Here is a 23621-nt window from a genome sequence, read left to right as displayed (position 1 = left end):
ATTCTATACATTTTGAAATTTTCCTTTATTTTTTTGATATTTTTTTAATAAAAAATCTCTGGCAAAAGCCAGAGATTTACTCAATGTCTTTAATTATGTCCTCCATCATTTTTTGTATCTTTTCTGCCTCAGCAATATTTAGCACCTTTTCCGCTATTTCTTTTGTTCTTTCATATTCCACATTTCTGATGATATTTTTAACTGTAGGTATAGAAGTTGCACTCATAGAAAATTCGTCTAAGCCAAGTCCTAACAATATAACTGTAGCTAAAGGGTCACCTGCCATTTCACCGCACATGGCTGCAAATTTTCCTTCTTTGTGAGCCGCATCAATCACAAACTTTATAAGCCTTAAAATAGCTGGATTAAATGGCTGATAATAATCTTTTACGTGTTCATTCATTCTGTCAACAGCAAGGGTATACTGCGTCAGGTCATTAGTTCCTATGCTAAAGAAGTCCACTTCTTTAGCTAATATATCTGCAGTCACTGCAGCTGAAGGTATTTCCACCATTATACCTACCTTTATGTTTTTGTCATACTTTATGCCTTCTTTATCAAGCTCAGCTTTTACTTCATTTAAAACGATATTTGCTTTTCTTACATCTTCTATAGAAGATATCATAGGATACATTATGTGAATATTTCCATAAGCACTTGCTCTTAAAATTGCTCGTAATTGGGTCTTAAATATGTCTGTCCTATCCAAGCAAAGCCTTATAGCCCTATATCCCAAAAAAGGATTCATCTCTTTAGGCATATCAAGATAAGGAAGCTCTTTATCTCCGCCTATATCTAAGGTTCTTATAGTAACAGGCCGGCCTTCCATCTTTTCTGCAACTTCTTTGTAGGCTTCAAATTGCTCTTCTTCTGTAGGAAGAGTAGTTCTATCCATGTATAAGAATTCAGTTCTAAAAAGTCCAACCCCTTCTGCTCCATTGGCCAGCGCACTTTTTACATCTTTTGGAGTTCCTATATTTGCCGCTAACATGACTTTTTTGCCATCGGGAGTTATTGCAGGCAAATCTTTTAATTTCTTTAATTTCTCCACCTTTTTATCATAATTCTCTTTTTTAGCCTTATATTCGTTTATTGTATTTTCGTCAGGATTTACAATGACAACCCCTTCCAACCCATCTACTATTATGGTATCTCCATTATTAACTTGAGAGGTAACATTACCCAATCCTACTACAGCAGGAATTTCTAAGGAACGTGCCATTATAGCTGTATGAGAAGTTCTTCCGCCTACATCTGTAGCAAATCCTAAAACCATTTCTTTTTTCATGGTAGCTGTATCTGAAGGGGTTAAGTCTTTGGCTATAACTACCACTTGTTCATCAAGTTCAGAAAGATTCACGCTTTTTACTCCTAAAAGATTATTTATTATACGGCTTCCTACATCCCTTAAATCTACAGCTCTTTCTTTTAAATATTCATCATTTAAACTTTCCATTACAGAAGCATTTTGTTCAATTACTTTATTTACCGCATTATCGGCAGTTATAAGTTCAGTCTTTATCATGTTTTCTACCCCTTCAATAAGTTCGGGGTCACTTGCTAGCATTAAATGTGCCTCAAAAATTTCTGCCTTATCCTTCCCAAATTCTTTCAATGCATCTTCTTTAATTTTTTGTATTTGCTCCTTCGTCACTTCTAAAGCTTTCTTAAACCTTTCAATTTCGTACTCTACTTTTGATTCATCTATGTTTTTCATGTTGATTTCTGCTTTTTCTTTAGTATATAAGAAAACCTTCCCAATCGCTATCCCTGGGGATGCCGCAACTCCTTTTAGCATTTGTTAACCCTCCTTAAAATTAGTTCTAACGTCTATTATAACATAGTTTTCGTCCCAGTGTGAAACTTTTGCACAATAATAAAATAAAAAAATAAAGCAAATTTGACAAATCATTTTTTAGATAGCCGCAAAAGCAAAATCAGGAAAGGCAATCCCTTTCCTGACTCAGCAACCAGTTCTTTATTTATTAACCAATTTTAATGCTTCTTCAATAACAGCTTTAGCGTTTTTTATAGCTTTTTGAGCTTCAACTTTATAGATGGGCTTATCTTTAAATCGAGATTCTTCTTTAACTGCTACATCTGCTGCGAAAATAACAAGATCTGCTTCATCAACTTCCTTCTGAGTTATTTTATTCTCTATGCCAATTGAACCTTGCGTTTCAACTTTAATTTTGTGCCCAAGTTTTTTTGCTGCATTCTCTAATGCTTCAGCCGCCATATAGGTATGAGCAATACCTGTAGGACAAGCTGTAACTGCAACTATTTTCATATTCCATCCCTCTTTCTATAAAATTTTGTAAATTATTTACATAATCTTGAAACTATTTTTAGTTTTACTCAGCAACTTCACTTTCATCTTCAACTTCTTCAATAACAGGTTTTTTTAATGCATTTACCATTAATGCAGTAACCGCAATACCTATTAGTACAGCTACTATAAACATGATTTTATTATCTACAACTGGTAACACAATAGGTCCACCATGTGGTGCATGGTCTCCAACCTTCCCTATTGCTGCTATCGCAGCACCTATAGATGAGCCTACCATTATAGATGGTATTACTCTTAATGGATCGGCTGCAGCAAAAGGTATAGCACCTTCTGTGATACCAATCATCCCCATTGCAAGTGCACCATACCCTGCTTCCTTTTCTGCTTTAGTGTACTTGTTGGGTGCTAACAATGTAGCAACACCCATCCCAAGCGGGGGAATGCATATTGCTACTGCTACTGGTCCCATAATTGTATATACGCCTTCTCCTATCATTGCTGCAGCAAATAAGAATGCAACTTTGTTTACAGGCCCCCCCATATCAAAAGCTATCATCGCACCCATTATCATTGCTAAAATCACAGCATTTCCTGTACTCATGGATTTTAACCAATTTGTCATAGCTGTCATTGCACTGCTTATAGGATTACCGAGTATATATATCATAAGAAAACCTACAATAAGTGCTGATAACAACGGGATTACAAAAATTGGCATTATAGGTCTTAAATTCTTAGGAACTCTCCAACTCTTTATCCACCTTGCAACATATCCTGCGATAAAACCTGCAATAATTCCACCTAAAAAACCTGCCTTCAACTGGTTTGCAAGTACTCCACCAACAAGTCCAGGAGCAAGTCCAGGTCTATCAGCTATTCCAAAAGCTATAAATCCTGCAAGAACTGGCACCATCATTGAAAAAGAAGCTGTACCAATATCCATCATACTTTTTAACACTGGATTTGTAACAACTGCACCTTTACCAGCCTGCACACCACTTAATGCAATTGAAAAAGCTATTAAAACACCACCTATGACAACTATAGGTATCATGTAAGATACGCCTGTCATTAAATATTCTCTAATCCTTTTTAATTCTTCCTTCATCGTATTTTTATCCTCCTTATCTATTTTATTTTTGTTTATTTTTAACTTACTTGGATATCACTTAAAGCATTTAAAATTTCCTCGACAGTTACTGCTTTTTTTAGCATTTCAATAAAACTATCATTCATTAATTTTCGTGATAACTGTGACAATATCTTAAGATGAACATTATCCACATTTTCTTCAGGCACCCCTAAGAGAAAAATTAAATTGACAGGTTTGCCATCTAATGAATCCCATTCTATTCCATCAGTTGTTTTACCAAATACTATCATCGCCTCCTTTACAGCTTTTGATTTTCCATGTGGTATTGCGATTCCATTCCCCACCCCTGTAGTATATGTTTTTTCTCTATCAAGTACACTCTTTACATATTCATCTATGGAAGTTATTTTACCTTCTTTCTGAGCTAACTCAGCCAATTTTGTAATTGCCTCTTCTTTGGTTTTTGCCTCAAGATTTAGTGTGACAAGATTTTTATTTATCAGCATCGTAAATTACCTCCAATAACTTTATAATTTCTTCTCTGTTTTTTGCTTTTTTTATATTTTCTACAAATTCCGGTGATTCAAGTTTATTATATAATTTTCTAAATATATACCTGGATTTTGCTATATCACTTTGAGTTAAAGATATCATAAATAACATATCTACCTTTTCTTCATCCCAAGCTATAGGATTTTTTAGTCTTACCACTGTAAAAACTGATTTATTAACATGTTCTGGTAAACCATGTGGAATTGCAATACCATTTCCTATAGCAGTAGAAGCTATTTTTTCTCTGGTTATAACATCTTGAATATATTCCTCCTTTACATATCCTTTTTTATGCAACTCCATACATACCTTATTTAATAAATCTTCTTTTTTTAGATAAATACCGTCAACATCAAGTAACTGCGTATCAATTAAATTAGATCTCTTATTTAGAGCCTGTATAAATTCATCAAGCCGCTTTATATCATTTTGAGTTAATAAAGGACTTATATTTATAAAAGGTTTATTTATCTCAATAGGTACAGTAGAGATAACTATATCTATGTCATTTAAGATGCTCTCATGTAGCGAAACAGAAGAAACTATGTCTTTTATTTCTATCTGTTTAAAAGATTTCTCAAGCCTTGCCGCAAGAAGTTGTGCTGTTCCAATGCCAGTTGTACAAACAACCAGGGCTTTAAGTGGTTTTTTAGCTCGTTCAACTGCAGCACCTAAATGTAGTGCAATATAGCCTATTTCCTCTTCTGCAACTTTTTTACCTAAATACTTCTCAAACACAACACTTGTCATCCATGCAACCCCATATATTTCAGGATAATTCTCTTTAATATCGTTTAATAGTGGATTTCTTAGTGTTAAACCATACTTGAGCCTATTTATAGTTGGTCTTAAATGTAGTATCAAACCATTTAACAATTGCTTATCATTGCTTAAATCAAGAGATAATGCCCTTTCAGCAATATTTATAATTTCTTTTGACATAATAACCGCTAGCTCAATACTTTCTTCATCTTCCAACTCTAAATTCACATCTTCAATTTTATTTTGCTGCATTTTAGTACCAATGATATGCAATACAATATATCCTATTTCTGATTCAGAAAGAACTACATTGAATTTCTCTTCAATCTCTTTCGCCATCTGTTGAGCTATCACATATTCATCTTTTTGCTTTAGATTATTTAAGACCGCCTTTGATAATTTAACATCTTTTTTATGCTTTAGTCTTTCGATAGAAATAGCTACATGTATAACCAAACTTATAAAAGCTTCATCCGAAAATCTAAATTTGAGTTTTGATTCAGCATTACTAACTATTTTTTCAAGTTGCTTGTAATCAATATCAAAAAGTTCCTTTAATTGCATTAATGTTCTATAATCTATCCTACCAGTGTAATCATTATATAAAAATTCTTTTAATTCTTTTTGTTCTTTAGTTAAAACAATTAAGCTTGCCACTGCATTTCGCCAATTCTCTTCATCGCCTACCACTTCAATGCCATAATTAGGTTTTTTTAGAAGTTTTAGATTGAATTTGTTAAGCCATTTTTCAACACTTTGTAAGTCTTTGTGTATTGTAACCCTACTTACATAAAGTTCCTCCGCTAGTTCTTTTGTAGTTACACTTCCTTTACTCATAAACAATCGCTTTAAAATGTAGTTTTTTCTTGCTTCAGGCGAAAAAGGTTCTTCAAAGTCTAAACTCTTTTTAATCTCATCAGCAAGTTCAAGCTTTTTATTTCTAGGCCCCTCTAGTACAATACCTACTCTTGGTTTTTTGATAATTTTTACGCCTTTTTGTTGTACATATTCTTCAGCTTTTTTTAAATCATTCCTTATTGTTTTATTCGATACTTTCAGTGTATTTGCGATATAATCAACCGTAAGTGGCTGTTCGCTATTTAAAAGCATATTTATAATCTCAAGTATCCTATCCATAATTAATCACCCTTTTACCACATTTAATGTGGTAACTATATTAACAAATTTATTTCAGCTTTCGATTAATATTATACCTAAAAAACGTTTATTTTCAAGGAATTTAAGTGTAACTTTTTATGCCTTATTAATGTGGTAAAACTTTATCAATTATTTAAATCAAGAGATAAAACAAAAAAGACCAGGAAAATATTCTCCCAGTCTTTTCTTTAAGCCTTTTTCACACTTCATATATGGCAATTTTGTTTCTTCCTTTACTTTTGCCACCTGCATATAAAGCTCTATCTGCATGGCTTATAAGTTTTTCTGCAGAATCAGCCTTTTCCGGATAATCTGCTACTCCACCCGTTATGGTTACATATATATCTCCTTTATCTGTCCTAATTGGCCTTGATAATACTTCATTTCTTATCCTCTCTGCAATCATATAGGCTTGTTCTGCAGTAAGTTTCGGCAAAATCACTGCAAATTCTTCTCCACCAAATCGCGCTACAATATCATCACTTCTCACATTGTTTTTTATCCGTTTTGCCACTTCCTTAAGTACTTCATCTCCAACTAAATGGCCATAAGTATCATTTATCAGTTTAAAATTATCCAAATCAAACATTATAAGGCTCACAGGCTCACTAGTCTCATCTGCCCTCATAATATTTTCCATTAATGCATCATTAAAATATCTTCTATTATAAGTCTTTGTTAAAGGATCAGTAATAGATTTTTTGGTGACTTCATAATATCGTTTAGCATTGGTTATCGCAACAGAAGCTTGATCTACGATTATCTCTATGATTTTAACAGAATCCTCATCAAAAACATTTGTATCTACATGTAATACCGCAAGACATCCAATGGTAGAACCCGAAGACCTTAAAGGAGCTACTACTACACTGCCATAGTTATTTAAAAATTGTTCTTTTAAAAATCTTTTATCCTGCTTTAAATCCTTAATTGCTATTGTTTTGTTAGAAGATATGCACTTTCCTATTATTCCCTCATCTTTGAAGTAATTTTCTTTAAAGCCTTCCTCTCCCTCTCTATTACCTATCGATTTTACTAAAGCAGCTACCCCATTAGAATCTGTCAAATATATTGCTGCTGCAGATACTGAAACAACTTGAGAAATAACTTCTATAATAGTATCTAATATTTGCTCCAACTCTAACTTCGAATTTATCATTTTAACCATCTCATATATAGCGTTAAGCCTTTTATTTGCCTTAATCAAATCTCTAATCATCCTAAAAGCATATGCTATGAATATAAGTGGAGTTAAAGATAACACAAAAAACAGAAGGCTATGTTTAAAATAAATATATGCAAGAAGTAATGAAACAGGAATCATAACTATATAAGTACCTAACTCTAATAATACACTCTCATTCCAATACTCTTTAAACAAAATCTTCCCCTGTACTTTTAAAGCATAGTACAGTATAAAATTATTCAAAAGAAAACTTATTATGACGTAGCTTAAAATATATTTAATTTGCGAAAAAGAAACTATGCCAATTTTTCCACCTATGAATTCATAAAACCATCCTGCCACTAAATATGCAATAGAAAACATTCCTCCATTTAAAAGCCCATTTTTTATCTTTTTTCTTACTACAATAGTATCAAACATAACAGAGGATACCATGAGAGTAGCCGCTCCAACCGTGCCAAAAATCAAAAAAGTAGTTATTCCTATTGTAGGGCTTAAAGATAATTTTATATCTGTATACATTATGCCAAGATTATCCAAAATTATTGCGAAAGCTAATAAAATCAAAAAGACTCTCCAATCAATTCCAATACCACAGCAGTAAAGTGCCCACACAAATAATATACTTCCTATTGTAATTAAGGTTATATTAAAAACCAGTTCCCTGTACTTCCCCATACTAATCCCCTCGTTTTTCCGAATCATATTAGTATTCTACATTTATTTCAAAAATCCTTCTTGGGCTGATAAGGTTTATAAAATTGATCACATTTATTTATCAGAGCCAATTGTACCACAAATCCCCATCATAATATGTCGAATCTTGTACTTCCTTTTAAATATTTATAAAAAACCTTCTGTAGCAATTGCTACAGAAGGTTTTTTATAAATATCAGCCGCATTTAGAATAGCCACAGTTTTTACACACAACACAACCACCTTCATGCTCTATCGGACTGCCACATTCAGGGCAAAACTTTTCTTCGTCTAATAAGTCAGCTTCACTCAATGCAACTTCTTCTTTAGGGTCATCTTCATCGCCATTATGATTATTTTCATATATAGGTACATCAATAGGTGCAAATTGCTGCTCCTCTTCCACTCGGATTTTCATCACTTTTTCAATAACCTTGCCAATAGCATCAGGGCAAGATAACACTTTTATTTCTTTGTTTGTAGCCATTTGCCTTAAAGTAGAATGACATCTTATACCTTTTAATTGCTCTACAATTGTCTTAGCATCAATGCCTGAGCGCAATGCTATAGATATAAGCCTACTTGTAGCTTCTGACTGTGAAGGACATCCACCTGCTCTTCCAAGATTTGTAAATACCTCACATATGCCTTGGTCATCATAATTAACTGTTATATAAAGATTTCCACAACCTATTCTCACTTTTTCAGTTATTCCTCTTGTCACAGGAGGTCTTGGCCTTGGTCTTAAAGGTTCATTTTTAGTTTGCTCTTCTTTAGGTTTTGTTTCTTCTTTTTTCTCTTTTATGCCCAAATTCAATACTTGCGATTCACGACTTCCATCTCTGTATATAGTAACCCCTTTGCAACCAAGTTCATAGGCAAGAAGATAAGTTCTTCTAACATCCTCTACTGTAGCTTCATTTCTAAAGTTCACCGTTTTAGAAACTGCATTGTCAACATGTTTTTGAAAAGCTGCTTGCATTTTAACATGCCACTCAGGGTCAATATCATGAGCTATCACAAAGATTCTTTTAACATCTTCTGGTATACCCTTTATGTCTTTTAGACTTCCCCTTCGAGCAATTTCTCGCATCAGTTCTTCTGAATAAAATCCTCTTTCAATGGCAACCTCTTTAAATACAGGGTTTACTTCCACCAGTTCTGTATTATCCATAACATTTCGCGTCATAGCTATTGCAAACACCGGTTCTATGCCACTAGAAGTACCTGCAATGATAGATATGGTGCCAGTCGGGGCAATAGTAGTAGTTGTAGCGTTTCGAATTTTTATACCCATTTTTTTGTAAATACTCTTATCATAGAAACCAAAGGTACCTCTTTGTTCCGCTAATTTAATCGATGCTTCTTTGGAAGTTTCATCAATAAACTCCATCAATTCTTCGCCTAACTCTACAGCCTCTTCAGAATCATAGGGAATGCCTAATCTCAAAAGCATGTTAGCAAATCCCATTACGCCAAGACCTATTTTTCTTGTCCCTTTTGTCATCTCCTCAATTTGTGGAAGAGGATATTTATTGGCATCTATTACATTATCCAAAAAATGTACTGCATCATAGACCGTTTCTCTAAGTTTGTCATAATCTATTACGTATCTACCTTCTACCTTTTTTAACATATTTTCAAGATTAATTGAACCTAAGTTACAAGATTCATAAGGAAGAAGTGGCTGTTCACCACAGGGATTGGTAGACTCAATCTCTCCAACTTCAGGGGTAGGATTTTTCTCATTTATTCTGTCTAAAAATACAATACCCGGTTCCCCATTTCTCCAAGCCATTTCTACAATCAGGTCAAAGACTTCTCTTGCTCTTAATCTATTTACAACCTTACCCGTATGAGGATCTATTAGATCGTATTCCCTATCTTCCTCAACAGCCTTCATAAATTCTTCTGTAATAGCCACGCTTATATTAAAATTTGTTATTTCATTGTTATCTTTTTTACACTGTATAAACTCCAATATATCAGGGTGGTCAACACGCAGAATGCCCATATTTGCTCCTCTTCGGGTACCACCTTGTTTCACCGCTTCTGTCGCTGCATTAAAAACTTTCATAAAACTAACAGGTCCTGATGCAACGCCTCCAGTGGATCTGACTGTAGCTCCCTTGGGTCGTAAGCGAGAAAAGCTAAATCCCGTACCCCCACCACTTTTGTGAATAATTGCCGCGTACTTTACCGCGTCAAAAATCTCTTCCATAGAATCTCCCACAGGAAGAACAAAACAGGCAGAAAGCTGACCTAATGGCCTACCGGCATTCATTAACGTAGGAGAATTAGGTAAAAAATCCAGAGCTACCATCATATCATAAAATCTCTTCTTTACTGCTTCTACATCAGCATTTTTGTCATAGATTAAATCCACTTCAGCGATAGTCTTTGCAACCCTTTCAAACATTTCCTCAACTGTCTCAATAGGCTTGCCATTTTCATCTTTAGCCAAATACCTTCTCTCCAGAACCTTCCTCGCATTCTCAGTAATTTTCACAGGAAATTCCTCCTCTTATGTAAAACCACAATATTTTGTGTATTACTTATTAAATTATACATTTTATTGTGGATTCTGCAACCTCCAAAACTATCCGATTAACTTTATTATCTCCGTTTACTATTAATTTTCGTTTAAAAGCTTAATAAATTAAACGAATTTAAAAAACCCGGCACAATTACCGGGACAAAATATTAACAATTTCCTCAATTATGTTTTTATCATATTTCCCTTTAAGATAATCTCTTTTCCACTCTCCTTCTCCACTTTTTGCAAGTTCTTTTACTATTTCAGGCCTTTCAATCCAATGACCAATTTCTTTAAAATCTTTATTCATAAATACAAAAGTGGGTATTTTAGCTTTACCATCTATATAATAAGGTTTCATGTGCTCTTCGTTACCTTCTCTTTTTAAAATTCTCAGTTTAAAATTTTTATTATAACTTGCAATTTTTGCAACTATAGGCACATTAACTTGAGAATCAGGACACCAACTCTCAGCAAATGCCAAAATATTTATCTCATCTTTAAATTTTATTTTCTCTATCAAGTCTTCATCTAAGACTGTCTTTTCATATCTCTCTTTTATTCTTTTAGCAATGTTCTCCTCCGATTCTTTTACAAATTCCTCAAAAGTTATTCCTTTTTCAAACAATTCTCTCAAAGTTAATTCACCTCTTTCAATTTACTGCCTTTTAAATAACGATCCTAAAACAGTTTTTGCTCCCGAGACAGTAATCCCTAAGAAGCTACTACTTCTTGTGAGAATTTCATCTAAAGCATCTACAACTTTGTCAATTTGTTCTTTTGTCACAATTAAAGGTGGCTCTAATCTTATTACATTTGGGTTATTCAAAGTGTAAGCCGTTATAATTCTGTGTTTATTTTGAAGCTCTCCAGCAATTAAAGAGCCGAGATATTCACTTGAAAACTTTGAGATAGCTCCTCCAGAAATCTTGTCAAGAAGTCCACCTTCTGGTTGATTAAACTCTACTCCTATTAAAAGCCCCTTTCCTCTAACATCTTTTATAAGTTTTGGATGTTTTTCTTTTAATTCTTTCAGTCGACCTAAAAAGTATCCACCTTTTTCTTTTGCAGCATCAGGAAGCTTTTTCTCTATAATAGCTTGTATTGAAGCAATCGCAGCTGCACAAGCATAGGTATTACCGCCAAAAGTAGAAGTATGTAAAAGAGCTTTTTCCATAGTCCCATAAGCTTTTTGCCATATCTCCTCTGTGGTTATATAGGCACCGATAGGCATAACTCCTCCACCTAAAGACTTCGCAAGGCACATTATGTCAGGAACCACTCCTTCGTGCTCACATGCAAACATTTTTCCTGTTCTTCCAAACCCAGTTTGCACCTCATCTAAAATCAAATAAGCATCATACTTAGTACAGAGCTCTCTTACCTTTTTCAAATATCCCTCAGGAGGAACGATAACTCCGCCTTCCCCTTGGATAGGCTCTACTATAAAAGCAGCAACATCTCTACCTTTCAAAGCTTCCTCCAAAGCTTTTTCATCTCCAAATGGAATAGGAACTGTCTCCGGCACAAGTGGTTTAAAATACTTTTGATATTTTTCTCGTCCCGTCACTGAAAGGGCACCCATGGATTTGCCGTGAAAAGAGTTTTGGCAGTAAACTATTTTTTGTTTCCCTGAAGCAATTTTAGCAAGTTTTAAAGCTCCTTCTACTGCTTCAGCTCCGCTGTTACAGAAAAAGCTCCTTTTAAGATTCCCTGGTGTCACTTTTGCAAGATTATGAGCAAGAACTCCTGGCAAATTTCCAATAGCCGCTTGCAATATATTAGGCATATATTTTACTTTTTCTACAGCTTCGATGACCTCATCGGGGTTATGCCCTAAATTTAAAGCACCATATCCTCCTAAAAAGTCATAATATTCGTTTCCTTCATTGTCCCATACTGAAACTCCCTTAGCTCTTACAAAAAGTTTATCAAACTGAAGCATTGAAAGCATAGAGACAAAAACTGAATTTATGTATTCTTTGTAATTTTCTCTGACTTGATTTTTGTTTAATGTAAGTGCTTCTTCTAAAGTTATATATTCCGGAATATCATCCTTCACTTTCCCCTTTGTTACTTCATACATTTTTCATCTCTCCTTTATCTTTAATGTCTGTGGTGGTGATGATGGTGATGATGGTCATGACCACAATGTTCGCAACTATTGTTAGCATATTTAATACTTTCTAATTCTCTTCTTACTCTCTCTTTTATTTCTTTCACGTATTCTTGCCTCAGCCTTTTCTGCTCTTCTTTTTCCTCTTCTGTTAAACCTTCTGTTTGTGATTTGTGATAAAGGAAATTTATTCTATCTATCATTTCTCTCGTTATCATTGCTTCACCTCGTTGAATAAATTTTGACAAATATATTATATTCCTTTTTCCTAAAAAACAAAAGAATTTTTATAAGTAATGGATATGACCATCACTTTTATGATATTATAACAATATAGTAGCAAATATTTAAGGAGGTTTTCGTAATGCCTTTAATTTGGATACTTTTTCTAATATTATTGTTTCCCTTTTTAATATTTGTATTTTTCATACAAGCAGCTACTTTTTCTTTTGCAAAATTAGGGTTATCTCCTCAAATGGCAGTTTTTGTTTTTAGTTTATCTTTAATAGGAAGTGTAATCAATATTCCTATATCTCGAAAAAAATTTATAATCCATGAAGAAGAACAGCAGTTTTTTCCATTCCTTTTTTACTATCCTCCACGAGTGCAAGAACAAATAATTGCTGTAAATATAGGAGGAGCCGTCATTCCTGTCATTCTCAGTTTGTACCTTTTACCGAGAGCACCATTACTCCCAACTATAATAGCTACTATAATAGTTACAATTGTAGCCAAAGCACTAGCTAAACCTGTGCCAGGAGTAGGTATTTCCCTTCCTGCCTTTATACCACCTCTTGTAGCAGCTGCTGCTGCGATCCTCTTATCTCCTAGTGATGCAGCTCCTGTAGCATACATCTCAGGAGTTTTAGGCACATTAATTGGAGCAGACCTTTTAAATTTGCCTCATTTTAAAGACCTAAACTCTCATGCTATAAGTATAGGAGGCGCAGGTATATTCGATGGAATTTTTTTAGTAGGTGTAGTAGCCGCTTTATTAGCTTAAAAAAACACCCTACGGCTTGTAGGGTGTCCTTTAATTTTATTTCAAATACTTATTAAACCACTCTGTGATCTCTTTAAGCCTTCTTATTCTGGGTTTAGGTTTGCCACTTCTTGAAAGCTCATGATTTTCACCGTGGAAAAGTACCAGTTTTGATTCCACGCCAAAATATTTAAGAGCGCTAAACATTTGCAGAGCTTCTGCCATCCAACATCTATAGTCTTCATCTGAATGCAAAAACAAAGTAGGAGTTTTTACTCTATCAGCGTATTTTAAAGGCGAATGTTCCCAATACTTTTCAAAATTATCCCAAGGTGTTCCTCCTATTTGGTCAGGGACAAAATAATAACCTATATCTGTAGTCCCAAATTCTGTTGTCCAATTAGATATACTTCTTTGAGAAACGGCTGCTTTGAATCTATCTGTATGACCTATAATCCAATTTGTCATAAATCCTCCATAAGAGCCCCCTGTCACTCCTACTCTTGAAGGGTCGATGTCTTTATAATTTTCCAATACATAATCTGTGAATTTCATTATGTCCTCATAATCTATTGTGCCGTACTTACCTCTTATATCAGCAAACTCGTTGCCCCTTCCATCGCTTCCTTTGGGATTGCAGAAAAATACAAAGTATCCTTCTGCCGCCCAGTACTGCATTTCGTGAAAATAAATTTCGCCATATACAGTTTTTGGTCCTCCATGGATATCCAATATAGCAGGATATTTTTTGCCTTCTTCATAGTCTATAGGCTTTATAACCCAACCATCTATGAAATGTCCGGGCCTTGTCTCAACTTCTACCCTTTCTGGCTTTGAAAGTTTTCTTTCCTTCTGCACCCACTCATTAAAATCTGTCAACTGCTTTTCTTCGCCATTTTTGTATTCATAAAGTTCCAAAAGTTTTAACCCTCTAAAACCGATAAAGAGAATATTTTCCCCTTTTACATCAAACATGTCAACAGACCCATCTGATGCTATCACTTTTTCTATTTTCCCATTTACATCTATCCTGTTAAGGTATGCATTATACCTTTCTGTAGATATAAAGTACAGATAATCTCCTTCTACTTTAAAACTATAGCCAGAACCATATCTAGAATCAGATCCAACAGAATTGCCTAAACTCATATCCAAATCAGGAGTTATGCACTTTTTCTCACCTGAATCAATATCTAAAAGGTAAAACTTGCTATTTTCATTGATTCCATATTTCTTCATGTCAGTACCTGTGCAAATTATTTTGTCTCCTAAAAAGTCAGCATATCTATAGGAAAAATCTTCGTCTCTATTAATTTTCTTTACTTCATTAGATGCAACATCATAAATATACACATCGCTTACAAGGTCCATTTTATCTTTATAAGTCCGCCCTATGAATACTGCTTTACTTTTATCTCTGTTTAACTTAAACAAAGATACATCTGTGTATTCGTCAGTAATAGGTTGTAACTTATTTTCATTAGCACGATATAAATATAACCTCTCTCTATCCTTATTTATAAAACCTGCTCCATTTACCCAATAGGGAATTTCATCTAAAACTTTGTAATCTTTTTCTTCTTTCCTTTTCTTTAGCTCTTTTTGTTTTTCTTCCTCACTTAACCCTTCCAACTCTTTTTCATTTACGTTATATCTCGCTGTCAGTAAAAAAGTGTTTTCATCAATTGGTTCAATATTCATAACCTTCTTAGGAATTACAAAAGCCTCTAATGCCTCTCCTCCATGGATGTTTATTTTATAATACCTAGTAAATTCCTCTCCACTCTCTACCTTTTCTTTATCTTTAGGATTCCTGCTACCTGAAAAAAGTATGTTCTCATTATCTAGCCACACAAAACCCCTTTCCTCATTAAAAGAAGTTAATTGAAAGTATTTCCTACTTTTTATATCTAAGAGCCATATGTTAGAAAGATATTTATTTTCTTCTACATCCATTCTATGTACTGCAAAAGCTGCATAATCGCCATTTGGAGAGTATTTCAAACCAGACAAAAATTTAAACTTTGTAAAGTCCTCAAGCTGTAATTTTTCCATTAAAATCGCCCCCATTAAAAATGTTTACAACTTTATTATAACATATATTTGCTAAAAATCTAAAAATAAAAAATTACATCAAGAGACGCTAAAAAGGACAGGGTCATAACACAACTTCCACCCTGTCTTTTAAAAACACGTAGTTTTCTCCAACATCACAGGTATAGGCATAAGCTTCTACTCCTTTACCTACAGCCTCTCTTAGAAACTTCCCAAACTCCGGGTCCTGCTCGTCATTAGGGGTAAAATATTTTATATCATCCATTTGAATTAAAAAAATTACTGCTGCCCTCATACCTTCTTTTTTTACTTTTATAAGCTCTTTTAAATGTTTCCTTCCTCTTTCTGTGGGAGCATCAGGAAATTTTGCAACACCTTCTACTTCCAGAGTTACTCCTTTGACTTCTACATAGCATATCTCTTTCCCTTTTGTAAGCTTTATATCAAACTTACTGTTCCCAAAAGTTTTTTCTTTTTCTACAATGTCATAGCCTTTAAATTCCTCAATAAGCCCCATCTTTATGCTTTCTAAAACTACTTTATTAGGCACTTGTGAATCGATAGATATAAGTCTTTTCCCCTTATAAGCAAAAGCCAACTCGTAGGGTGTTTTTCTGCCTTGCCTATCTCTTACTTCAAGGATAACCTCTGCTCCCGGGACAAATATCTCTTTACACCTTCCCGTATTAGGCACATGTACTAAAGTCTTTTCTCCGCTATTTAACTCTACATAAGCTTCAAATCTATTGATTCTCTTTATGAATTTCCCGTAAACAATTGGATTTGTAATCACCATTTTAAAAACCTCATACTAAATCTTTTTCGGTAATTTCTGCAAAACTTGTAGGGGTTTCCCACAATCTCAATTTATAAAGATGATAGTTATCTCCTTTAAACACAGGCTCCAATTCTTTCCATATCCACAAAAGAATATTTTCGCAAGTAGTGTTAAATCCTAAAACTTCATTTAAATACTTATGGTCAAGCTTTTTTACAACTTTCTCATTTACTATTTCTTTAAGCTTCACAAAATCTATTACCATTCCTTCTCCGTCAGGCTTCCCCTCAACTGTGACTTCCAGCTTATATGTATGACCATGAAGCTCCTCACACTTCCCATTGTAATTTATAAGATTGTGGGCACTGTCAAAAGTAAAAATTTTTGTCACTTTCATTTTTTACACCCCATTGTACCAATTCTCTTTATACAGCTTAACTCCTTCTTTATCAGGCAACTCCGCTATTAAATCTTTAATATACACATCTCCTTTTTTTATAAAAGGGTTTATATCCGAAAGAGGAATCAACACAAAAGCTCTCTCCCATATTCTCGGATGAGGAATACTCAACACTTCATCCTTTAATTCAATATCATCGTACAACAGTATGTCAATATCAATAGTCCTTGGACCCCATCTTATGAGTCTTTCTCGTTTTAATTTTTTTTCAATTTCATTTACAACTTTTAATAAGTCATAAGGCCCAATGTTTGTCTCCACTTCAACTGCAATATTTAAAAACATATCCTGGTTTAAATATCCTACAGGTTTTGTTTCATAAATAGGAGAAAGCTTCTTTAAAATTATGCCTTCCCAGTGTTCTAACTCAAAAACGGCTCTTTTTAAATTTTCTTCCCTATCTCCTAAATTAGAACCTAAAGATAAATACACTTCACTCATCTTCTCACCATCGCATCAGTCATCTTAGCAACTCTTAACATCTGCTTTACATCGTGAACGCGTACAATATCAACCCCTTTTACAATCCCAACAGCAACTGTTGCAGCAGTCCCTTCCAATCTATCCTCTACTTCAAGGTTTAAAACTTTTCCAATCATGGATTTCCTAGAAGTACCTAAAAGCACAGGAAGTCCTAAAACTTTTAATTCTTCCAATCGATTCATGACCTCAAGATTATGATCTAAAGTTTTTCCAAAACCTATCCCTGGGTCCACTACCATTTGACTTTTATCAATTCCTGCTTTTTCTCCTATCTCTATGCTTTTTTGTAAAAATTTTATTATATCCTGAACAACATCTTCATATTCTGCTACATTGCTGTTATGCATCATTATTACACCTGCATTGTATTTTGCAACTACTTCCGCCATTTTGGGGTCCCTTTGAAGTCCCCATACATCATTTACTATGTGAGCACCTGCTTCTAAAGCTCTTAATGCCACATTTGATTTCATAGTATCCACAGATATAATGACATTTGAAATTTTTGAAAGCTTTTCAATGACAGGTATAACTCTTCTCATTTCTTCTTCTTCATCCACTGGAGTATGTCCCGGCCTTGTAGACTCTCCACCTACATCTATTATGTCAGCTCCTTCTTCTATCATTTGAAGAGCTCTTTCTATGCCTTTTTCTAAAGTATTATATTTTCCCCCATCTGAAAAAGAATCAGGAGTCATATTTAAAATTCCCATTATGTAAGTTTTTTTTCCAATCTCCAGACTTTTATCTCTGCACCTAAATAGCATAATTTACCTCCCTTATTTTTTAGAATTTATTAAAGACATTACCTCTGCCCTTGATTTTTCATCTGTTCTAAATATTCCTCTCAAAGCAGAAGTAACAGTCTTGGCCCCCGGCTTTTTGATACCTCTCATTGTCATACACAAATGTTCTGCCTCAATGACAACGGCAACACCTAAGGGATTCACTGCTTCCATTATGGTATCTGCAATTTCACTTGTCAACCTCTCTTGAAGCTGTGGCCTTTTTGCTAAAATATCTACTATGCGAGCTAATTTTGAAAGGCCTAAAATTCTACCTTTTCTAGGCAAATACGCTACATGGGCAACTCCTATAAAAGGCAAGAGATGATGTTCGCACATAGAATAAAGCGGAATATCTTTTACAAGTATTATTTCTTGATGTTCATCCTCCTGAAAAATCTTTATAACGTCTTTTACATCCGTATGAAGGCCAGCAAAAATTTCCTCATACATCCTTGCAACCCTATCAGGAGTCTCAAGGAGCCCCTCCCTATCCGGGTCTTCTCCTATGGCTTCAAGTATGTCTCTTACCGCTTTTTTAATCTTTTCTTTATCTATCATGTACGATACCCCTTTGTTTAAAAAGTTGACAACTTTATTATATTATTTTTATCTCTAAAAAGCCAGTCCTTACAAAAAAGTTAAAAAGCAGTCTTTCGACTGCTTCAGTTTGTTAACAAAGTTCTATTTTTGTTGGCATTTTGCATCGTTCGCTCCGAGTGACATCACAGACTAAACTAAAGCTCGACCTCGGACTCAGGCGGGGTTCCGGGCACATTCGGCGTCCTTGCCTCAGGTGCCCGCCTCCGCCCTCCCTGGCTTCGGCCTCGCCTTCGTCTCTCGGTCTCGCTAAGTTTAGTTGCTGCTCTGTCAAGTCGCTTCACTTATGCAAAATGCCAACATATAATAAAGAGTTTGTCTACAGTCTAAAAAGCAGTCTTTCGACTGCTTTTTTAGTCATTTTTAGGCTTCATCGTCGGGAATAATATTACATCTCTTATAGAATAAGCATCTGTCATAAACATCACAAGTCTGTCTACCCCTATACCTAGTCCTCCAGTCGGTGGCATACCAACCTCAAGAGCATTTATAAAATCCTCATCCATCATATGAGCTTCTTCGTCGCCGGCTTCTCTTTGTTTTAATTGTTCTAAAAACCTTTCTTTTTGGTCTATAGGGTCATTTAATTCTGAAAAGGCATTAGCCACTTCTCTTCCGTAAATAAAGGCTTCAAATCTAGAAGTAAATGCTGGATTGTCGTGTTTTCTCTTAGCTAAAGGAGAAATCTCTACTGGATAATCCATAACAAAAGTTGGCTGTATCAAATGTTGTTCTACCAGCTCATCAAAAACAAGTGCTATTACTTCTCCCTTTTTCATTCCTTCTTTTGTCTCAAGGTTTAATCTCTTCGCTATCTCTACTGCTTCTGCATCTGCCTTAACTTCATTAAAGTCTACACCTACATATTCTTTTATTGCATCCACCATAGTAATTCTCTTCCAAGGAGGTGTCAAATCTATTTCTGTTCCTTGATAAACTATTTTCGTAGTACCGTTAACCTTTTGGGCCACATAGGCAAATAATTGTTCTGTAAGTTCCATCATACCGTAATAATCCGTATAGGCTTCGTAAAGTTCCAACAAAGTAAATTCCGGATTGTGCCTTATATCCATTCCTTCATTTCTAAAAACTCTGCCCATTTCATATACTTTTTCCAGGCCACCGACAATAAGTCTTTTTAAGTGAAGCTCTAAAGCAATTCGCAAGTACATATCAATGTCTAAAGCATTGTGATGAGTAATAAAAGGCCTTGCTGCAGCCCCACCCGCAATAGTATGAAGAATAGGAGTCTCCACTTCTAAAAATCCTCTATTGTCAAGAAATTCTCTTATCGCCTTTATTATTTTCGTCCTCTTTAAAAACACCTCTTTTACTTCGGGATTTATTATTAAATCCGTATATCTCTGTCTATAACGCAAATCAGGGTCTTTTAAACCGTGCCATTTCTCTGGAAGTATTTGAAGAGATTTAGACAAAAGCTTAAAGTCTGTTACGCGAATAGTTATTTCACCAGTTTTAGATTTAAATACCTCGCCTGTAACCCCTATTATATCTCCAATGTCGAGGATTTTAAAAATTTCATAATTCTTCTCTCCTACTGTATCATACTTAACGTAAATCTGTATCCTGCCATCTCTATCTTGAATATCTGCAAAAGAAGCTTTGCCATGGGCCCTTTTGGACATAATTCGTCCTGCAAGAGTCACTACTTTGCCTTCAAAATTCTCGTAATCGTTTTTAATATCAGAGGATACATTAGTCCTTTCAAACCTGTCAATACCGTAAGGTTCTATTCCCATGCTTCTTAAAATATTTAATTTTTCTCTTCTTATTCGCAAAAGTTCATTGAGTTCTTCAGTGTTGTTCCAAATGTTATCATTTGAATTAGACATATTATACCTCCATCACCCTTTATTTGCGTATTTCTAATATTTTTAACTTTATAATTCCAGCAGGAACTTCAACAGAGACAACATCTCCTACTTTTTTCCCTAAAAGCGCTTTCCCTATTGGAGATTCGTCAGATATCTTGTTATTCATTGGGTCAGCTTCTGCTGAACCTACAATTGTATACTCTACTTCTTCATTATAGGATTCGTCATACACTTTTACAGTACATCCAATGCTAACCTGGTCAAGTTTTATGTCTTCTTCGTCAATCACTTTTGCATTTTTAAGCATGGCTTCCAGAGTAGCTATTCTTCCTTCTATAAACGCTTGTTCGTTTTTTGCTTCGTCGTATTCTGAATTTTCACTTAAATCTCCAAATGCTCTCGCTTGTTTTATCTTTTCTGCTACTTCAGCTCTTTTGACCGTCTTTAAATATTCTAATTCTTCCTCTAACTTTTTGAGTCCTTCATAAGTTAAAATTACAGGCTTGCTCATAGATGATTCTCCTTTTTATAAAATATTGAAAATTGTATTTTATTCATATGTAACAATAATGAAATTTATGTTAATATTAATACACAAGCACTGCTTCAGCAGTGCTTGTGTAATTTTCCATGTGGATTATTATAAATCAGTTAACAAATAAAGTCAAGTCTAAATTATGCAAATTTCCACTCTTGTAATCTCTTTTTGGCGTTTTTTCTCACAGATTCTATCTTTTCCATTGTAACTTCTCGCTCGAAACTTCTAAATCCCGCTAATTTAAACCCATGCTTTTTAGCAAGTTTTGATATCTCATCCACTTGCTCTACAGTCAAATCACGTCCTAATGAATAATTCTCAATTCGTCCTTCCATAGCAAGAATCATTGTCTCTGCCATACATGCATAACTTGTTTTAGGTGGAAAGCCAAAGTTAAAGTGGAAGTCTACATCACCAGGCACCTGTACTACTCCACCTTCTATAACTAAAACATCATCTCTTTTATCCGCAACTTCCTTTGACACATCTCTCGGTCTTGCTACATCGCATACAACAGCCCCGGGTTTTAGATATTCAGGCTTTATCACCGTATCTACTGCACTTGTAACAGTAATTATTATATCCGCATCTTCTAAAGCTTCTTTTATATCTGAAGTGATATGAGCAGACATACCCGTTTTTGTTAAAAGATAGTCTCTAAAATTTTGCAATTTTTCTTTATTTCGTGCTACAAGTGTCATGTACTTTGCATCTCGGGATAAAATTTCTGCACAGACTTTGCCTATTGAGCCTGTCGCTCCTATTACAGCGACATGAGAATCTCTTACATCTTTACCCATCATCTCTGCTGCTTTTACCGCTCCTTCTACTGCGGTAGCGACTGTATAACTGTTACCAGTAGTTACAGCGATGTTTGAATTTTTAGCAATTGTTATCCCTGCATCTCCTACAACAGAGGTCATAGCCCCCAAGCCGACAACTTCTGCACCTAAATTTTCTGCAATTTTTACCGCTTTTATTATTTTATTTAAAACATAGCCCTCAGGCAATTTTAACATTTGTTCAGAGGTCAAAGGAACCGCTACAAACCAACCTTCTGTCTCAGCATATTCGCTTTTAACCCCTGTTATTTCGGAAACTTTCATAGGAGGAAGAAGTCTTGTAAAACCTTCCACAACTCTTTTGGGAAACTTCTCCATTATTTTAAACTTGCGGCTTACATCTTCGTACTCTATAGGATGTATTATAAAACCAAATTTATGCATATTTATTACCTCCCTATTTTTGTAAATATTCTATTCTTGGTTCAAAACCTATTTTATCCAAAAGTTCATCGTAATCTTGTGGTGTCATTTCTTCTTGTTTTTTACCTGCTATTGCCACAAGAACTCCTTCCATCACATTTGTTCCAAAAGATCTACCATTTATATTTGGGGTGGTAGTAATTAGCATTTTCACCCCTTTCTCTTTCATCATCTCTACATCTTCCTGTGTAACTGTGTTAGTCACAATTATCTTCCCATCAAGCCTTTCTGGCATGTACTTTTTAATAAACAAGTAATCACCTGCAATTATTTCTGCTTCTTTATAAAATCTTTCATATTTTTTACTGTCTATTGATAATTGCTTTTCTCCTGTCGGATACAACATTTCAAAAGGCAATTTAACAATAATTGGAGCTAATATAGCCGCCAAACCATACAATAACTTTAACGAGTGAAGAGGAATAGGAATTCCTAATGCAAAAATTAAATCCCCTATAATAAGCTTCGCTCCCTCTTCAGAAAAAGTTTGAGCCATTCCAAATCTATCCATAGCACTTACAATAAGCACCTTTTTATCTTTTAAATCAACTATACCTTTTTCTTGTATGTATTTTATTACTTTTCTTTCAAGAGTATTTTTAAGTCCTGAGCCGTCCACAATTGGAGTAATTTTTGCGGCGTTCTTTAAAGGCAAAGCATCTTTTATAACATATCTTTTTTTACCTGCTGAAAGGTATAAATCTATCCCTCCCATTCCAAAAGCGTCAACTTTTCCGTCCAGCTCTTTAATAAGTTCTATAGCTTTTTTTAAATCTCCATCAGTCCCTATTCTTTCTATAACGAATTTTTCTCCTAAAATCTCCACTTCTGCCGTTTTATTTCTTGTAGAAGAACCTATACTTATGCTTACAACCTTTTTCATATTTTCACCCTTTCAAGGAATTTAATATTTCTTTCACTATTTGGGGGTCAACATATACATCTTCTGTCAAAGGAGAATGTCCAATATTTATAGTTATGATATCTCTGTCAAATATAGCCTCTACCAACTGGCTCCTTTTGTCTGAACCTAAAAAAATTATTACGTCGTGAGATTGGATTTTAGCAATTAAATCCATTACCATGTTAAAAAGCTCCACACCACTCATATTTTCAGCCAAGTTCAATCTCTCTTTTTCAGACAAAAGAAGTGTAAAATTAACTCCCCACTCTCTAAAAAGCATCTCCAACTCTTCTTTATTCTTTATAGGAAAACCTACTACAGCAATATTTCCTCCTTTTCTAACCTCACCTAAACTTTCTAGCCTGGAAACAAAACTTCTGTCAACTTTGAAGCGGGAGGCAACCTCTTGCTGTGAAAACCCATTTTGTCTCATTTCAATCATTTTATCTATAATACCGTGTAATTTCTCTAAATTTATAGTCTTATCACCAATTTTAATGAATTTCATTTGCACAACCTCCAGTGTGCACATTTTGTGCTCATA

At 34.5% G+C, this 23621-nt stretch carries 22 protein-coding genes; 1 reads left to right on the top strand and 21 read right to left on the bottom strand.

The annotated features are described in order from the left end of the window. Nucleotides 1-76: 76 nt before the first annotated feature. The 10 genes from ptsP to TETH514_RS04155 all read right to left on the bottom strand — a co-directional run bounded on the left by ptsP (nt 77) and on the right by TETH514_RS04155 (nt 12610). On the bottom strand, nt 77-1798 hold the full coding sequence (ptsP, locus tag TETH514_RS04200) for a phosphoenolpyruvate--protein phosphotransferase (protein ID WP_009052970.1): 1722 nt from the start codon (nt 1796-1798) through the stop codon (nt 77-79). A 180-nt stretch (nt 1799-1978) separates the two neighbouring features. Beyond that, a complete protein-coding gene (locus TETH514_RS04195) occupies nt 1979-2290 on the bottom strand; it encodes a PTS fructose transporter subunit IIB (RefSeq protein WP_003868415.1) in 312 nt (103 codons plus the stop codon). 64 nt (nt 2291-2354) lie between these two features. Further along, nucleotides 2355-3401 (bottom strand): PTS fructose transporter subunit IIC, encoded by a 1047-nt coding sequence (locus TETH514_RS04190; protein WP_009052971.1) that lies wholly within the window; start codon nt 3399-3401, stop codon nt 2355-2357. A gap of 41 nt (nt 3402-3442) precedes the next feature. After that, nucleotides 3443-3892, bottom strand: coding sequence for a PTS sugar transporter subunit IIA (locus tag TETH514_RS04185; protein ID WP_003868412.1), 450 nt, complete (start codon nt 3890-3892; stop codon nt 3443-3445). Next, a complete protein-coding gene (locus tag TETH514_RS04180; RefSeq protein WP_009052972.1) occupies nt 3879-5837 on the bottom strand; it encodes a BglG family transcription antiterminator in 1959 nt (652 codons plus the stop codon). Before TETH514_RS04180 ends, TETH514_RS04185 begins: the two co-directional genes overlap by 14 nt. Before the next feature lie 220 nt (nt 5838-6057). Next, the gene (locus tag TETH514_RS04175) at nt 6058-7722 is read right to left on the bottom strand and encodes a sensor domain-containing diguanylate cyclase (RefSeq protein ID WP_009052973.1); all 1665 of its coding nucleotides are present in this window, start codon (nt 7720-7722) and stop codon (nt 6058-6060) included. Between the two features lie 214 nt (nt 7723-7936). Continuing rightward, nucleotides 7937-10249 carry a vitamin B12-dependent ribonucleotide reductase gene (locus TETH514_RS04170; protein ID WP_009052974.1) on the bottom strand — a complete coding sequence of 771 codons (2313 nt, stop codon included), beginning with the start codon at nt 10247-10249 and terminating at the stop codon, nt 7937-7939. A 178-nt stretch (nt 10250-10427) separates the two neighbouring features. After that, on the bottom strand, nt 10428-10913 hold the full coding sequence (locus tag TETH514_RS04165) for a thioredoxin family protein (protein WP_004400942.1): 486 nt from the start codon (nt 10911-10913) through the stop codon (nt 10428-10430). 21 nt (nt 10914-10934) lie between these two features. Next, nucleotides 10935-12362, bottom strand: coding sequence for an aspartate aminotransferase family protein (locus TETH514_RS04160; protein ID WP_009052975.1), 1428 nt, complete (start codon nt 12360-12362; stop codon nt 10935-10937). Between the two features lie 20 nt (nt 12363-12382). Further along, a complete protein-coding gene (locus TETH514_RS04155) occupies nt 12383-12610 on the bottom strand; it encodes a DUF896 domain-containing protein (protein ID WP_009052976.1) in 228 nt (75 codons plus the stop codon). 146 nt (nt 12611-12756) lie between these two features. On the opposite strand from TETH514_RS04155, the gene TETH514_RS04150 reads away from it, so the two are divergent. Continuing rightward, entirely contained in the window at nt 12757-13395 is a 639-nt protein-coding gene (locus TETH514_RS04150; protein ID WP_009052977.1) for a DUF1614 domain-containing protein, read from the top strand. A gap of 36 nt (nt 13396-13431) precedes the next feature. Here TETH514_RS04150 and TETH514_RS04145 read toward each other — a convergent pair whose 3' ends face one another. The 11 genes from TETH514_RS04145 to TETH514_RS04095 all read right to left on the bottom strand — a co-directional run bounded on the left by TETH514_RS04145 (nt 13432) and on the right by TETH514_RS04095 (nt 23585). Continuing rightward, a complete protein-coding gene (locus TETH514_RS04145; RefSeq protein WP_009052978.1) occupies nt 13432-15429 on the bottom strand; it encodes a S9 family peptidase in 1998 nt (665 codons plus the stop codon). Between the two features lie 103 nt (nt 15430-15532). Continuing rightward, entirely contained in the window at nt 15533-16225 is a 693-nt protein-coding gene (sfsA, locus tag TETH514_RS04140; RefSeq protein WP_009052979.1) for a DNA/RNA nuclease SfsA, read from the bottom strand. A gap of 10 nt (nt 16226-16235) precedes the next feature. Continuing rightward, a complete protein-coding gene (gene queD / locus TETH514_RS04135) occupies nt 16236-16604 on the bottom strand; it encodes a 6-carboxytetrahydropterin synthase QueD (protein WP_009052980.1) in 369 nt (122 codons plus the stop codon). A 3-nt stretch (nt 16605-16607) separates the two neighbouring features. Continuing rightward, nucleotides 16608-17108, bottom strand: a complete 501-nt coding sequence (folK, locus tag TETH514_RS04130; RefSeq protein WP_003867819.1) for a 2-amino-4-hydroxy-6-hydroxymethyldihydropteridine diphosphokinase — start codon at nt 17106-17108, stop codon at nt 16608-16610. Further along, on the bottom strand, nt 17105-17917 hold the full coding sequence (gene folP, locus TETH514_RS04125) for a dihydropteroate synthase (protein ID WP_003867818.1): 813 nt from the start codon (nt 17915-17917) through the stop codon (nt 17105-17107). Before folP ends, folK begins: the two co-directional genes overlap by 4 nt. Before the next feature lie 12 nt (nt 17918-17929). Beyond that, nucleotides 17930-18496 carry a GTP cyclohydrolase I FolE gene (folE, locus tag TETH514_RS04120; RefSeq protein WP_003867817.1) on the bottom strand — a complete coding sequence of 189 codons (567 nt, stop codon included), beginning with the start codon at nt 18494-18496 and terminating at the stop codon, nt 17930-17932. A 392-nt stretch (nt 18497-18888) separates the two neighbouring features. Next, on the bottom strand, nt 18889-20388 hold the full coding sequence (lysS, locus tag TETH514_RS04115; protein WP_009052981.1) for a lysine--tRNA ligase: 1500 nt from the start codon (nt 20386-20388) through the stop codon (nt 18889-18891). 19 nt (nt 20389-20407) lie between these two features. Beyond that, on the bottom strand, nt 20408-20881 hold the full coding sequence (gene greA, locus TETH514_RS04110; protein ID WP_003867815.1) for a transcription elongation factor GreA: 474 nt from the start codon (nt 20879-20881) through the stop codon (nt 20408-20410). A gap of 164 nt (nt 20882-21045) precedes the next feature. Continuing rightward, nucleotides 21046-22134 carry an NAD(P)H-binding protein gene (locus tag TETH514_RS04105; protein ID WP_003867814.1) on the bottom strand — a complete coding sequence of 363 codons (1089 nt, stop codon included), beginning with the start codon at nt 22132-22134 and terminating at the stop codon, nt 21046-21048. A 13-nt stretch (nt 22135-22147) separates the two neighbouring features. Continuing rightward, nucleotides 22148-23056 (bottom strand): hypothetical protein, encoded by a 909-nt coding sequence (locus tag TETH514_RS04100; RefSeq protein ID WP_003867813.1) that lies wholly within the window; start codon nt 23054-23056, stop codon nt 22148-22150. 4 nt (nt 23057-23060) lie between these two features. Beyond that, on the bottom strand, nt 23061-23585 hold the full coding sequence (locus TETH514_RS04095; protein ID WP_003867812.1) for a hypothetical protein: 525 nt from the start codon (nt 23583-23585) through the stop codon (nt 23061-23063). Between the last annotated feature and the right edge of the window lie 36 nt (nt 23586-23621).

It is taken from the genome of Thermoanaerobacter sp. X514 (assembly GCF_000019065.1).
GTDB lineage: Bacteria > Bacillota > Thermoanaerobacteria > Thermoanaerobacterales > Thermoanaerobacteraceae > Thermoanaerobacter > Thermoanaerobacter pseudethanolicus.
The sequence above is the reverse complement of the archived record's forward strand: the minus strand, read 5'-3'. Positions and strand labels throughout refer to the sequence as shown.

What these genes read in the sequence shown, in the direction of transcription:
- ptsP (WP_009052970.1), bottom strand. Translation starts at nt 1,798, where the DNA reads ATGCTAAAAGGAGTTGCGGCATCCCCAGGGATAGCGATTGGGAAGGTT.
- TETH514_RS04195 (WP_003868415.1), bottom strand. Translation starts at nt 2,290, where the DNA reads ATGAAAATAGTTGCAGTTACAGCTTGTCCTACAGGTATTGCTCATACC.
- TETH514_RS04190 (WP_009052971.1), bottom strand. Translation starts at nt 3,401, where the DNA reads ATGAAGGAAGAATTAAAAAGGATTAGAGAATATTTAATGACAGGCGTA.
- TETH514_RS04185 (WP_003868412.1), bottom strand. Translation starts at nt 3,892, where the DNA reads ATGCTGATAAATAAAAATCTTGTCACACTAAATCTTGAGGCAAAAACC.
- TETH514_RS04180 (WP_009052972.1), bottom strand. Translation starts at nt 5,837, where the DNA reads ATGGATAGGATACTTGAGATTATAAATATGCTTTTAAATAGCGAACAG.
- TETH514_RS04175 (WP_009052973.1), bottom strand. Translation starts at nt 7,722, where the DNA reads ATGGGGAAGTACAGGGAACTGGTTTTTAATATAACCTTAATTACAATA.
- TETH514_RS04160 (WP_009052975.1), bottom strand. Translation starts at nt 12,362, where the DNA reads ATGTATGAAGTAACAAAGGGGAAAGTGAAGGATGATATTCCGGAATAT.
- TETH514_RS04155 (WP_009052976.1), bottom strand. Translation starts at nt 12,610, where the DNA reads ATGATAACGAGAGAAATGATAGATAGAATAAATTTCCTTTATCACAAA.
- TETH514_RS04150 (WP_009052977.1), top strand. Translation starts at nt 12,757, where the DNA reads ATGCCTTTAATTTGGATACTTTTTCTAATATTATTGTTTCCCTTTTTA.
- TETH514_RS04145 (WP_009052978.1), bottom strand. Translation starts at nt 15,429, where the DNA reads ATGGAAAAATTACAGCTTGAGGACTTTACAAAGTTTAAATTTTTGTCT.
- sfsA (WP_009052979.1), bottom strand. Translation starts at nt 16,225, where the DNA reads ATGGTGATTACAAATCCAATTGTTTACGGGAAATTCATAAAGAGAATC.
- queD (WP_009052980.1), bottom strand. Translation starts at nt 16,604, where the DNA reads ATGAAAGTGACAAAAATTTTTACTTTTGACAGTGCCCACAATCTTATA.
- folK (WP_003867819.1), bottom strand. Translation starts at nt 17,108, where the DNA reads ATGAGTGAAGTGTATTTATCTTTAGGTTCTAATTTAGGAGATAGGGAA.
- folP (WP_003867818.1), bottom strand. Translation starts at nt 17,917, where the DNA reads ATGCTATTTAGGTGCAGAGATAAAAGTCTGGAGATTGGAAAAAAAACT.
- folE (WP_003867817.1), bottom strand. Translation starts at nt 18,496, where the DNA reads ATGATAGATAAAGAAAAGATTAAAAAAGCGGTAAGAGACATACTTGAA.
- lysS (WP_009052981.1), bottom strand. Translation starts at nt 20,388, where the DNA reads ATGTCTAATTCAAATGATAACATTTGGAACAACACTGAAGAACTCAAT.
- greA (WP_003867815.1), bottom strand. Translation starts at nt 20,881, where the DNA reads ATGAGCAAGCCTGTAATTTTAACTTATGAAGGACTCAAAAAGTTAGAG.
- TETH514_RS04105 (WP_003867814.1), bottom strand. Translation starts at nt 22,134, where the DNA reads ATGCATAAATTTGGTTTTATAATACATCCTATAGAGTACGAAGATGTA.
- TETH514_RS04100 (WP_003867813.1), bottom strand. Translation starts at nt 23,056, where the DNA reads ATGAAAAAGGTTGTAAGCATAAGTATAGGTTCTTCTACAAGAAATAAA.
- TETH514_RS04095 (WP_003867812.1), bottom strand. Translation starts at nt 23,585, where the DNA reads ATGAAATTCATTAAAATTGGTGATAAGACTATAAATTTAGAGAAATTA.